Source organism: Pseudomonas sp. LBUM1651, assembly GCF_059716135.1.
In genome coordinates this window covers 1,089,916-1,102,813 of sequence record NZ_CP166805.1, presented here as the reverse complement: position 1 = coordinate 1,102,813, position 12,898 = coordinate 1,089,916, and the positions used below count along the sequence as shown (strand labels likewise).

Sequence of the window (12,898 nt, the reverse complement as noted above, 5' to 3'; positions counted from 1 at the left end):
ATGTTGAATCTTGGGGTCAGGAAACTCAGTCCAAAGGCGGAACAGGTAACCCGCGTTTGGCGTAGAAGGCATCGACAAAGGCGGCCAATGTACCCTGTTGAATAGCCTCGCGCAAACCAGCCATAAGCACTTGATAATGACGCAAGTTATGGATGGTATTGAGCATGCTTCCCAGCATTTCGCCGCACTTGTCCAGGTGATGCAGATAAGCGCGGGAGAAGTTCTGGCAGGTATAGCAATCGCAGGTCGGATCGAGCGGCGAATCATCATGGCGATGGAACGCGTTACGGATCTTCAGCACGCCAGTATCAATGAACAGATGCCCATTGCGGGCATTACGGGTTGGCATCACGCAATCGAACATGTCCACACCGCGGCGCACACCCTCAACCAGATCTTCCGGTTTGCCAACGCCCATAAGGTAACGAGGTTTGTCAGCCGGCATCTGACCCGGCAAATAATCCAGCACCTTGATCATCTCGTGCTTCGGCTCGCCCACCGACAGACCGCCAATGGCCAGGCCATCGAAGCCGATCTTGTCGAGGCCTTCCAGCGAACGCATGCGCAAATCCTGGTGCATGCCGCCCTGAACGATACCGAACAGCGCCGCCGTGTTGTCGCCATGGGCATTTTTCGAACGCTGAGCCCAGCGCAACGACAGCTCCATCGATACCCGCGCGACGTCTTCGTCAGCCGGGTACGGCGTGCACTCGTCGAAAATCATCACGATGTCCGAGCCCAAATCACGCTGGACCTGCATCGACTCCTCCGGCCCCATGAACACTTTGGCGCCGTCGACCGGAGAGGCGAAGGTCACGCCCTCCTCCTTGATCTTGCGCATGGCGCCCAGGCTGAACACCTGGAAACCGCCAGAGTCAGTCAGAATCGGGCCTTTCCACTGCATGAAATCGTGCAGGTCGCCGTGTTTCTTGATCACTTCGGTGCCAGGACGCAGCCACAAGTGGAAGGTGTTGCCCAGAATGATTTCCGCGCCGGTCGCGGTGATGTCCCGCGGCAGCATGCCTTTCACGGTGCCGTAAGTACCGACCGGCATGAACGCCGGGGTCTCGACGGTACCGCGCGGGAAGGTCAAACGACCGCGACGAGCCTTGCCGTCACTAGCAAGCAACTCAAACGACATACGACTTTGGCGACTCATTCTTTGTCCTCAGGGCCACGTGGCGCGGGATTACGGGTGATAAACATCGCATCACCGTAGCTGAAAAAGCGGTATTGATGCTCGACGGCGGCTTTGTAAGCGGCCATGGCTTCGGGATAACCGGCGAACGCCGAAACCAGCATCAACAGCGTGGATTCGGGCAAATGGAAGTTGGTGACCAGGGCATCGACCACATGAAACGGCCGGCCCGGGTAGATAAAGATATCGGTGTCGCCACTGAATGGCTTGAGCACGCCATCGCGCGCGGCACTTTCCAGCGAACGCACGCTGGTGGTCCCCACGGCCACCACGCGACCACCGCGAGCGCGGCAAGCGGCGACGGCATCGACCACGTCCTGACCGACTTCCAGCCACTCACTGTGCATGTGGTGATCTTCGATCTTCTCGACGCGCACCGGCTGGAACGTGCCCGCCCCCACGTGCAAGGTCACGAACGCGGTCTCGACGCCCTTGGCGGCAATCGCCTCCATCAGCGGCTGATCGAAATGCAGCCCCGCCGTCGGCGCCGCCACCGCGCCCAGGCGCTCGGCGTACACCGTCTGATAACGCTCGCGGTCCGAGCCTTCATCCGGGCGGTCTATATAAGGAGGCAACGGCATGTGCCCGACGCGATCGAGCAGCGGCAACACCTCTTCGGCAAACCCCAGCTCGAACAACGCATCGTGACGCGCCAGCATCTCGGCCTCGCCACCGCCATCGATCAGGATCTTCGAACCCGGCTTCGGCGACTTGCTGGACCGCACATGGGCCAGCACGCGATGACTGTCGAGCACCCGCTCCACCAGGATTTCCAGCTTGCCGCCGGAAGCCTTCTGGCCAAACAGCCGCGCCGGAATCACCCGGGTATTGTTGAACACCATCAAATCGCCCGGGCGCAAATGCTCAAGCAAATCAGTGAACTGACGGTGTGCCAGGGCGCCGCTGACCCCATCAAGGGTCAACAGGCGACTGTTGCGACGCTCGGCCAAAGGGTGGCGAGCAATCAGCGAATCAGGGAGTTCGAAAGTAAAGTCAGCAACGCGCATGATGGGGTTCGTCTAGCAGGGCCCGGAAGTCTAGCGGAAATAGTGAAAATTCTCCATGTACCTGATTGACCGACGGTTATCTCATCTCTATACTTCGCCGCCATTGAGCCCTGATGGCGGAATTGGTAGACGCGGCGGATTCAAAATCCGTTTTCGAAAGGAGTGGGAGTTCGAGTCTCCCTCGGGGCACCATTTGCAGTACATAGACGACTACCAGCGTCTACGTAACACCCCTAGAGCCCGCTAACTGCGGGCTTTTTGGTCTCTGGGGTTCCACCCCCATCTCTTGCAAGCCAGCCTCTTTTTGGTACATTTTCTGTACATATTCCAGTTCGAGAACCGGAGGTGTACAGCGATGCCATTGACCGCCTTGCAAATCAAAGCGTCCAAGCCTGCCGACAGACCGTTCACGTTGAGTGATAGTTCGGGTCTTGCCTTGCTGGTGAAACCCAACGGCAGCAAGTATTGGCACTTCCGGTACACCTATCAGGGGCGGGCGGCGCGCATGTCACTGGGTGTGTATCCGCATATCTCCTTGCAGGAAGCCCGTGAACGAGCTGCAGAATGCCGCAACCTACTCAAGCAAGGCACCAACCCCGGCGCCAAACGCCGCGATGACAAACTGCGACAGCAGGAGGCCGGGCTCAACACCTTCAGGCGAGCCGCGGAGTACTGGTACCAATTCAAATCGGACTCCGGCCGCAGCAGCGCGACGCTGAAGAAGATCCGCGACTATCTCGATAAGGATCTACTGCCCGCTCTCGGCGAGAAGCAACTGGAGCTCATCACGCGAAGCGACTGCGCAAAACTGCAGGCCTGCATCGAAAAACGAGGCGCCTTCAATGTTGCGGACAAGACCCGGACCTGGCTGAAACAGATTTTCAGTCAAGCCATTGCACGCGGCCTGTGCGAACACAATCCAGCCTCCGAACTCCATGCCATTGCGATAGCCCCACCGCCCACTCAACACTACCCACATCTGCACGAACACGAACTACCTGAGTTTCTCCGGGCCTTAAGCAAGACCACCAGCCGGCTACCAGCGAGGATTGCATCATGGATGACAATTCTGACAGCGAGCCGCCCCGGCATGGTTCGCTACGCAAAATGGGAGGAAATCGATTTTGAGGAAGGGATATGGACCATCCCGGCCGCCCGCATGAAGATGCGCAGAGACTACGTCAGCCCTCTACCTCATCAGTTGATCGCCATGCTTACCAAACTGAACCAAAGCACTGGCCGCAGTCGGTATCTATTCCCAGGCAATGGTGAAAAGCAGCCAGTCATCAGTGAAAACACGATCAACCTGGTGTTCGCCAAGATCGGCTATAAAGGACGACTCGTCAGCCATGGCACTCGTCATACCGCAAGCACGCTGCTGCGCGAACATGGCTGGCTGAAGGACCATGTCGAAAGCCAGCTGGCTCACGTCGAGGGCGGCATCTCTGGCGAGTACAATCAAGCCCTATACCTGCCGCAACGTCGGATCATGATGCAGTGGTATGCAGACTATCTCGACGCCCTCAAAGAAGGCATTACAGCCAACCTTCGCGATCAATTTGATACTCGCGTTAATCAGTTCCTCGCACGCCCTTCTGCACCGCCTCTAACAGCATCCCATGCACACAAAGATGATCACCTCCAAAAGTTGCCTATCGAGACAGACTCAACGGCGACTCAGTGATCACGTGACGCCTCACCAATTCGACCCGGTCGACGACAACATCATCGCCTTGCAAAACTACCGTGGCGCATTCCAACACTGGTAAGTCGGTGAGATCTCCACAGCCCAGCCTTCCACGCGGGTCCATCCAAACAGGGCTGCAAAGCCGCCCTGCTTGGATGGACCTCACTTAAAAAATCTAAAGCCCATACAGCTGTCTGTGGAAAACTACTGATTTCCACCGGTGGATAATTTCACCCACCGCCGCAGAACTCCGGATAATTCGAGCCTTGACCCGAATTATCCACAGGCGTAAAAAAGATCGGGCAAAGCGCTGTCGTTGACAGCAACTCAGGTAGCCAGAACCTTTAAGGCTACGCCACACCGTGGTGGTTCTCCCAAAGTGCGATGAGCGTCCGGCGGCTCGCACAGTCACAGCGATGTGATGGATGCCTACTTCTACCAGAGTGCCCACTGCGGCAACTCACACCCCTTCGTAGCTGCCCTGCAGCAACCTATCCGCTTGGCCATTTCATTGCGCCAACCTGCGCCCGTCTCTTTCTTCCGGAAAGAGACGGGCGCTCCTACCGCTGCTGCAGCCCCTCTCGTACAAGGCTTTGCGGCATTTCCCCTCGTGACAATCGGCGTGACAAACACCGAAGTCACCAGCAACGGCGATGCAGATGATGGTGCCGCAGCCTACGGAATGGACTGCACCTGACTGACAGTCAGGCATGCCCCGGTCATCGCTTCACTGCCTTCACCTGACTCAGGATCTCGCGGCACTGGTCTCGTCAGCCAGTGCAGCCTCCACCCGCCCACCGGTAACGGTGTTCAGGAGGCCAGATCATGAGATGCCCAAGCTCCCGGTCGTAAAGAGCCGACAGTCCCGCGTTAGTGGACAACCCTCACAGGTCGCAGGGGCCTTGATCCCTGATAACACTCAACATTCTTGGCGGGATGACGTGGGGAAAAGCTTCAACGTTTTGACTTCGAGAGGAGTTTGATCATGGCGCTGGTCGGTAAACGGGATGGGCGCAATTTTGGCTATGGCCGGCAATTGAGCTACGCCGGGCCGCAGGCGTTGAAAGACATGTTCGGCGGTGGGCATTACGGCACGGTCAAGGCGCACAGTGATCGCTGGCAGGCGTTTGTACGCTGGTGTCGGTCGGAGGATGGACCAGGGTTTAACGATGCGCGACAAATTGATCGGCAGACCTTGCTGGACTACGCCGGGTATCTGCGCCAGCAAGTTGAACAAGGTGAGCTCGCTATCGCGACTGCGCAAAACCGATTATCCAGTGTGAATCGGACCATGGCCGCGCTGAGAGGTGATCAGTATGTGAAGGTGTCGAGTCCGAGCAAGGCTTTAGGACTGCAGCGCACAACCGTCCGCACAGCAACCCCGCAAGGCCAGGATCGTGAACAGGTGAAGCGGATCGTCGAGGCGCTCTGCGAATACCAACTGCCGCGCGCGGCTGCCATCGTGCAGCTGGCCCGAGCCACAGGCATGCGCTTACGCGAGGCGATTTTGGCCGACCTTCCGCGCTTGAAACATGAGGCCGAACAATACGGCAAGATCAACATCCAGGACGGTACCAAAGGTGGCCGTTCAGGCGCGTCAGCACCTCGCTGGATCAGGGAGGATGATCATATTCGTGACGCACTGAGGTTTGCCGAAAAGGTCTCGCCCGACGATAGCCGCAACCTGCTTGCACCGAACGAACGCTACCTCGATTTCTTGCAGGGAATCGTCGGCCCCGCACGGGACATCCTCTATAAGAACAACCTCAAAGGCTTCCATGAATTGCGGGCAGCCTATGCATGCGAACGTTACGAGCAAATCACCCATCATCCCGCGCCTATCAACGGTGGCCATTGCTATCAGTTCAACCGACACCTCGATCAGGAGGCCCGAGTACAAATCAGCTATGAGCTGGGGCACGGCCGTATCGGCGTGGTATCGGCTTACATTGGTGGTCGAGCATGAACACGGCATGCGATATGGAGCTGTTCCTGGCGGGCGTCTTGACCGGGTCACACACCACACGCCAACGCCACCTGCGTCAGGCGAAGACTATCCAAACAGCGATCGCTGAGCGCTGGCAATGCGACAATCCATGGACTTGGCAGAGAAAACACCTTGCATGGTTTTTGAATCACCATCTAAACCAGCGCACTGAATCGACGCGCTATTACTATTTGCTGACCATGCAATTACTCACTCATCGTCTAGGAAAATCCTGGCAGTTCACCCCCTAAGCGAAGGTCAGAAAACGGCCAAAAGCGGTCTCTCGTCCGCTGACATCTTTTTTATGGACAACACGATGTATTTCCCACCCGCGGCTACGACCAGTTTAATGGTGCGAGCCGACACAGCGCTCAACCTGGATCGTCCTCAGAATCGAAGTCGCCGTATTTGACAGGAAGTGCCGCCCACGCCGCTAAGGGCTGCTGCTGATGCTCAACGACCTCATCCCACTCAGGGCTACATCCTTTGTTCTCCCTCAATAGCCGACGCAAAGTTTCCGTGGCCTGCTCGTAAGCACGATGGACCTCGATGGCTTCCTTTAAAAACGCTTCTCGCCGGTGCAATAAAAATCTCCAGAACAAGAAGGTAAGTATGAGGAGGCGGCAACAATTCAGCTGACAAACGTAGCATTGCCAGAGGCCGGCCCTGATGGGAAATTTATAAACGTGTCCCAGCTTTCGTAGGCATCGTGCTGCCTCTTGCTAGCAGCGTCCCAGTCGGGGCCTGAAACACATCTGGCTGAGACCAGCATCATCATTCCCATCGTGGCAGCGTCCAGTTCCATTAAGAGTTTATGTGACTCGATTCTGAAGTCATCGATAGATGCCAATAGCTTTGCCTCGGAGCGGAGTTCACCGCTATCAAGAAACAACTGCTCCTCGGGCGGTGGAGTGCGGAGACGGCAGATAATTCATACCGTCTGACCGCTGGCCCACTGGCTCACCTACCGCTCTGGGTCGACTTCGGCCAGTCGCGACAGGCAGAAGTCGGCCAAAAGCAGTTCCCCAGCCATTAAGGCAATCTAGACACAATCAGCTTGGTCCGACTATCGGGCAGCAATAGGTAACCCCTAGCTTTCACCTAAGCTCTTACCTAATGCGATTACATGGAGAGAATCTAAGCCACTTGACCTTTCAAAGCGTGGAGATTCCGATGATCAAGCATTTGAGTCCTATTTTTTTGATTGCCGCTACCATCTGTCTCGGTGGTGCGTCCTGTCACGACCAAAAAGAAGAGGATAATTTGCAAAACAAGCAAACGATGGATGGCAGCCCAGCTCGCACGGGAATGGGAATTATCCCCCGACAACAAATTCAACCCCGAATGAACAGAAGATAGTCATCCCGGATGCAAGACTTGAGCGCTGCGAGCGTGTCGAGGGAGTTCGCTGATGAGACGCCCTAACCTAATTTTTTATAGGGCTATCCCCCCAAAAAAAGGAGCATCCTATGTTTACCCCAGGTCGTCTTCATCGTTCCAACACTCCTGGCAACCCGGGAGTACCGGAATACAGCATTGATGTCTTCTATGAAGTTCGTCACGACCCCAAGGAAGGCATGCTGATGCACTTCAAGATGGTTGGAGAGGTATCAGGTCGCAGCTTTACTGAAGAATTCGATATGCACCGCGACACTGCCTTCAACTTTGCCAGCCGAGTGGCCAAGGCTGCGGTCAAGCATGGAGTACCCGCCAATGCCAGTCTCATCATGCGCGGGCACAAAGAATACGACGCAATGTTCGAGGATATTCGCGACAAACTCGGCGTCCAACCGGGCGAGTCGGTCGATCTGGATAACGCTGAGAACGACCGTCGCTGAGTGACTCCAGTACTACTCAGCGAGCCTCGTCCTGCCGACCCGGCTAATCCACGGGATGAATCACGAGATAGCTGCTGACTGCATCATCTATAGTTGGAAAGAACGCCGTTTCGCCAAGCCTTGCGAAAAGCCCGAATCGCTTCAGCTTGTCCTTAACCGGGTCCTTCATCTCGGCCACGCACAACTTGATGCCCGCCGCGCGCAAGGTTTCGTCCAGTTCACCCAGCATGTCGGCCGAGGTCACGTCCACACTGGTGACGGGTTCTGCCGCAACTACTAACCAGCGTACGGGCGTAGGCGATGCAGCCACTGCGTCAAGCACTCGCTCATTGAACAGTTCGGCGTTGGCAAAAAACAACGGTGCATCCCAGCGGAACAGGACCAGGCCAGGTATAAGGCTCGCGTCGGGATAACGCTGGATGTCGTGGTAGCCCTTGACGCCCTTGGCTTGCCCCAGCACTGCGGAATACGGCCGCCAGCCATCCCACAGAAATTCGATGACGGCTATTACGATGGCCAGGCCGATGCCCTCAATCGCGCCAAATACAGCCACGCCGAGGGTGCACACGATCGACAGCCAGAACTCCCAACGCTGGATGCGATAAATGCGCCGCAGGTCGGCGACTTCAATCAAGCCAATGGCCGACGCGATCACCACCGCTGCCAATGCGCTGCTGGGCAAATTTTGCAACAGGTTCGGCGCCACCAGCAGCAGCAGGGCAACTGCCACCGCGCCAACAACGCCGGTCAACTGGGTTTTGGCGCCTGCGGCTTCAGCCACGGGGGTACGTGAAGAACTGCTACTGATTGGAAAGCCCTGGAAAAATCCAGCCGCCAGATTGGCAAAACCAAGCCCCGCCATCTCCTGGTTTGGGTCCACGTAGGTACGGGTCCGCGCTGCATACACACGAGAAAGCACACTGGTGTCGGCGAACGACACCAGGGCGACGGCACAACCGCCGATGAGCACGGGGATAATATCAGCGCGGGTGATCCAAGGGATGGCGAACGCAGGTAAACCTTGTGGAAGAACACCAAGCACCGACACCCCGGCGCGCGCGCCAAGGTCTAGAACACCGACGGCGACAGTCGCACCGACCACTGCGATCAAGATGCCCGGCACCCGTTTGTGGGGTTTGAGTAGAAGGATCACGACCAAGGTGGCTGCGCCGATTATGAACGCGGTCCAGTTGGTCTTTCCTTCCATTACCGCGGTGGCGATGGCCCACAGGTTTCTCCCCGGGCCGTCGGACTCAATCGAGAAACCGAATATCTTGGGTAATTGGCTGATCAATACGGTCAGCGCGATGCCGTTCATGTACCCGTAACGGATTGGTTTAGACAGCAACTCCGTAATGAAGCCCAAACGCATGATGCCCGCCAGGACGCACACAGTTCCTGAAACGATCGCCATCATGCCCGCAAGGGCGACGGCGCGATGCGGGTCGCCGCCCGACAGAGGAAGGACGACAGCAAGGATAACGGCGGCCAATGACGAATCCGGGCCCAGCACCAGAATCCGGCTAGGCCCGAACAATGCGTATGCGAGTAGCGGAACGATGGTCGCGTAGAGGCCATAAATGCCGGGTACGCCCGATGCCACGGCGTAGGCGATGCCCACGGGAACCAACATCGTGGTGAGCACCAGTCCGGCCATGATGTCGTGACGCAACCAGGCAACCTGATACCCGCGCAGCGTGCGGAGTCCAGGAAGCCAGCGGCCCCAGCCGGTCTCGTCGCCGGCATCGCGACGTGCAACTCGGCCCGGTTCCGGGGCGGGAGGCGAAGAATCCGAATGGCTCATAGTACTGTGGCCCTTTGGAGTACAGCGCAGATTCGCTTAAACGTGTCCGTCAGAATTTTTCGGGAACTCGCCGGTGCGGATAATCCGGGTCGCGATAGCCACCTGGCTTCTGCCGCTTGGGCAATATCACCTCCTCGCGTGCGACATCCTTGTACGGGATGCGGCTGAGCAAATCGGTGATGATGTTAAGACGCGCCCGGCGCTTGTCGTTCGAGTTAGCCACCAGCCATGGGGCATGTTCGGTGTCGGTCGCCTTGAACATGTCATCACGCGCGCGTGAATAGTCATACCAGCGGCTGTATGACTTGAGATCCATCGGGGTCAGTTTCCAAATTTTGCGTCCGTCCTTGATGCGTGCCTGGAGCCGGCGGGTCTGTTCGTCTTCGCTGACTTCTAGCCAGTACTTGAGCAGGATCACGCCAGAGTCGACGATTGCACGCTCCACCAGCGGCGTTGTCTTCATGAAACTGGCAACCTGCTCTTTGGTGCAGAATCCCATCACTCGCTCGACGCCCGCCCGGTTGTACCAACTGCGATCGAAGATCACCACTTCGCCAGCCGCGGGAAGGTACGGCAGGTAGCGCTGGACATACATCTGGCTTTTCTCTCGTTCACTCGGCGCCGTTAGCGCCACCACCCGAAAGACACGGGGGTTCACGCGTTCGGTGAGCGCTTTTATCGTCCCGCCCTTGCCAGCGCCATCGCGCCCTTCGAAGACGATACAGATCTTGATGCCCTTGGCTTTTACCCACTCCTGCAATTTGACCAGTTCGACGTGCAGGCTGCGCAGTTGCTCAAGATAATCCTTGTTCTTCAATTTCAGGCTTTCAGCAGAGTGATTCTTGGGGGCTTTTTTCTTGTCTTTTGCCATGATCGAGACCTCACCAATAAACAGCGTAGGGTTGCAATCTGTTCATCCACCGAGCGCGATGATCGCGGTGATCAGAACAGCGCCGGTGACTGCCAACGCAATTGCGCCTTGCCACGGTTATTTCGCGAGTACCCAACCGGCGATGAACAGCACTCCGAGTCCGACCAGGTTAGAAACGCGTACGGCGATCGCCGTCTGATCTAGCACCAGAAACGGCACCACAAGCGGAAATGTCGAGAGCACCACCAGCAGGAAAACACCCACGCCCCCCTTGAAATCATCCCCAGCCGAGGCCGGCGGTAAGGGCATAGATGAAAACTCGAGCACACGACGACGCAACGATTCCAGATCATCCGTGCCGACCACTGCCGCGAGACGAGGGGGTAATGCCTCAGCAATGAGCGCTTTTCCGGTGACTGCATCAGTCGCGCCGCATAGACTTGCGCGTAGCGTGCGGTTGCGCACACGCTCGATCAGGGTTCGCAGTAAATCCATCACGGCGTCCGCGAATCCCCAGGCGAGGTTGCAACCCAGCGCGGTGATCATCATCGTGCGTTCCAACTCCCGGCCAGACGTGGCCACGCTGATGGTTCCAGTGAAGGTCATTGCCATGAGCAGGCCGAAAATGACCTCCGTGACACGATCGACCGGATCAAGTACACGGGCCCGCTTTGGCTCTCCAGTGCTTTGCATCCGCTCATCCTCGCCACACCTGCGTCAGCGTGATGCCCTCGTAAGGTTCGCAGACCAAAGCACGGGGCTTTTTTCCAGGGCGTTCTCAACCCAATTCAGTGTAGGTTGAAAAGATTTTTTCGCTCCTGTGGTCACATTGGTCAATCAAGGCAACTCTTTGCTCTGGTCTTCCAACGTCTGCGCAGCCTCGGCTTTCGCCGCATTGGCTTGCATGATCAATTGGTAGGCAATGTAGTATTTGTAGATATTACTGACGTAGGTAACCGTCTCCGCACCGATCTTCTCGGCGGCAACGTACTCAACATTGTGAAACCAGACGTTCGGGTCCAGCCCACGGAGGGTGGCTTCTTTGCGAAGTTTGGAAATCCTGCCCGCCCCTGCATTGTAAGAAGCGAAGGCGAACAAGGCCTTGTCCAGATTGGTCATGGGCTCCTTGCCATAATACTGGTCGATCATCCAACGCATGTACTTGATCCCGGCGTTAATGTTTGGCTCGACTTCAGCAATGTTGCCGACGCCGAGTTCCTTGCCGGTGGCGGGCATGACCTGCATGACACCGATGGCCCCCACCTTGCTCTTGGCTGCCTGATTCAGTTGAGATTCCTGGTATCCCTGGGCGGCCATCAGCAACCAGTCCACATCATATTTGTCCCCGTACTGCTGAAAGTACTGAACCAATGCGATAAATTTCTTGCGTTCGGACTCGGAGACAGAGGCCTTTACATATTTTTCGCTTCTAAAAAAACGCGTCAGGATCATGTTTCCGATGGCGGTCCCCTGACCGTGACGAGTGATGAAATCATTGGTGAAGGCCTGCAACTGCGGACTGCCCTTGCGAATCGCCCAGGCAATCTCCCCTCCGGTGCGTAACGTGACGTCGTCATGCACCGTGATAGCCGGGAAGACCTTCTTCCAGAAGTCCGCTTTATGCTTGTCCACGACGATGAGAGGAATCATTCCGGCGTTCAGCATCTCGATCAGATCCTCGTCTTCCAGGGCCTCTGGTGCTTCCTTGAGGATGACCGCAGGTTTGTTCTCGCCGGCGAAACGCTGGTTGAGGGCCATCAGGCTCTCGTAGTAACTGGAGGATTTGCGAACGAAGACCACCTGCCCCGCCAATTCGTCCACGCTGGACACCGCGGGCGAGTCGGGACCGGAGACCACCACCTCGCTGACGTTGCGATAGACAGGTGAAGTAAAATCAACCAGCTGCTTGCGTTCCTCGGTCACGGTCAGGTTGGACGCCGCAATATCGCCTTTGCCGGCAGCCAGCGCCGGCAGTAGTTCATCCCGTGCCACAGGAATGAGCACCACCCGCACTTTCAGCGCCTTGTGCTTGAGCTTTTTATCCTTGGCCAGTTTCTTGTTCAGATCCTCCTCGAATACACGAAAAAAATCGTAAGTCGTTCCGCGCTGGACACCTCTGTCGACAAAATAAAACGTCTTGCTGTAAACCGTCAGGACTCGAATGATCTGTCGATCGATCATCCCGTCGAGATCACCGGTCCACGGCTTCATTGCGCTCTCGGTCGGGAGGGTGAGTTGCTCACGCAGCGGCGCCTCGGGGGGCGCCTTTGCCTCGGCTGCAGCATCAATCGCGCCAGCGAAAAGTGTGAACGCTAGGACCGCAAGGATGTGAGTGATCGGCACTGAGCGTGCAGAGGGATGAGCCGTAAAATGTGTTACCCAACCGCGGATTCCCAACATGATCAGTGCTCCACACGTTGTTTGGGTCTGACGTGTTCCAACTGCTCCATCCTGAGTTCAGCCCTGCCCGGATGGCCAAGACCATACATCCGCAAGCACACAGAAA

10 protein-coding genes, 1 tRNA gene and 1 pseudogene are annotated in these 12,898 nt (G+C 57.0%); 6 read left to right on the top strand and 6 right to left on the bottom strand.

Going from position 1 to position 12,898, the window contains the following annotated elements:
• Window positions 1–25: 25 nt before the first annotated feature.
• Entirely contained in the window at window positions 26–1,141 is a 1,116-nt protein-coding gene (gene tgt / locus ACA066_RS05050) for a tRNA guanosine(34) transglycosylase Tgt (RefSeq protein WP_497699806.1), read from the bottom strand.
• A gap of 14 nt (window positions 1,142–1,155) precedes the next feature.
• Window positions 1,156–2,205, bottom strand: a complete 1,050-nt coding sequence (gene queA, locus ACA066_RS05045; protein WP_150710071.1) for a tRNA preQ1(34) S-adenosylmethionine ribosyltransferase-isomerase QueA — start codon at window positions 2,203–2,205, stop codon at window positions 1,156–1,158.
• A gap of 107 nt (window positions 2,206–2,312) precedes the next feature.
• On the opposite strand from queA, the gene ACA066_RS05040 reads away from it, so the two are divergent.
• The 6 genes from ACA066_RS05040 (at window position 2,313) to ACA066_RS05015 (ending at window position 7,717) form a co-directional block, all read left to right on the top strand.
• Window positions 2,313–2,397: transfer RNA gene (locus ACA066_RS05040), tRNA-Leu, on the top strand.
• A 163-nt stretch (window positions 2,398–2,560) separates the two neighbouring features.
• Complete coding sequence (locus ACA066_RS05035) at window positions 2,561–3,889, top strand: tyrosine-type recombinase/integrase (protein ID WP_027605406.1); 1,329 nt, start codon at window positions 2,561–2,563, stop codon at window positions 3,887–3,889.
• Between the two features lie 988 nt (window positions 3,890–4,877).
• Window positions 4,878–5,858, top strand: coding sequence for an integrase domain-containing protein (locus ACA066_RS05030; RefSeq protein ID WP_039592137.1), 981 nt, complete (start codon window positions 4,878–4,880; stop codon window positions 5,856–5,858).
• A complete protein-coding gene (locus tag ACA066_RS05025; protein WP_497698377.1) occupies window positions 5,855–6,130 on the top strand; it encodes a hypothetical protein in 276 nt (91 codons plus the stop codon). The genes ACA066_RS05030 and ACA066_RS05025 overlap by 4 nt, the downstream gene beginning before the upstream one ends.
• 922 nt (window positions 6,131–7,052) lie before the next feature.
• Window positions 7,053–7,238: a hypothetical protein gene (locus ACA066_RS05020; RefSeq protein ID WP_142580013.1), complete on the top strand. Its 186-nt coding sequence runs from the start codon at window positions 7,053–7,055 to the stop codon at window positions 7,236–7,238.
• A 110-nt stretch (window positions 7,239–7,348) separates the two neighbouring features.
• Window positions 7,349–7,717 (top strand): DUF5064 family protein, encoded by a 369-nt coding sequence (locus ACA066_RS05015; RefSeq protein ID WP_497698376.1) that lies wholly within the window; start codon window positions 7,349–7,351, stop codon window positions 7,715–7,717.
• Between the two features lie 43 nt (window positions 7,718–7,760).
• On the opposite strand, the gene ACA066_RS05010 is transcribed toward ACA066_RS05015, so the two are convergent.
• The 4 genes and pseudogenes from ACA066_RS05010 to ACA066_RS04995 form a co-directional block, all read right to left on the bottom strand.
• A complete protein-coding gene (locus ACA066_RS05010) occupies window positions 7,761–9,521 on the bottom strand; it encodes a SulP family inorganic anion transporter (RefSeq protein WP_497698375.1) in 1,761 nt (586 codons plus the stop codon).
• 49 nt (window positions 9,522–9,570) lie between these two features.
• On the bottom strand, window positions 9,571–10,392 hold the full coding sequence (gene ppk2 / locus ACA066_RS05005) for a polyphosphate kinase 2 (protein WP_497698374.1): 822 nt from the start codon (window positions 10,390–10,392) through the stop codon (window positions 9,571–9,573).
• A 42-nt stretch (window positions 10,393–10,434) separates the two neighbouring features.
• Window positions 10,435–11,085: pseudogene (locus ACA066_RS05000) on the bottom strand (hypothetical protein).
• 144 nt (window positions 11,086–11,229) lie between these two features.
• Window positions 11,230–12,792: an MltF family protein gene (locus tag ACA066_RS04995; protein ID WP_497698373.1), complete on the bottom strand. Its 1,563-nt coding sequence runs from the start codon at window positions 12,790–12,792 to the stop codon at window positions 11,230–11,232.
• Window positions 12,793–12,898 lie beyond the last annotated feature (106 nt).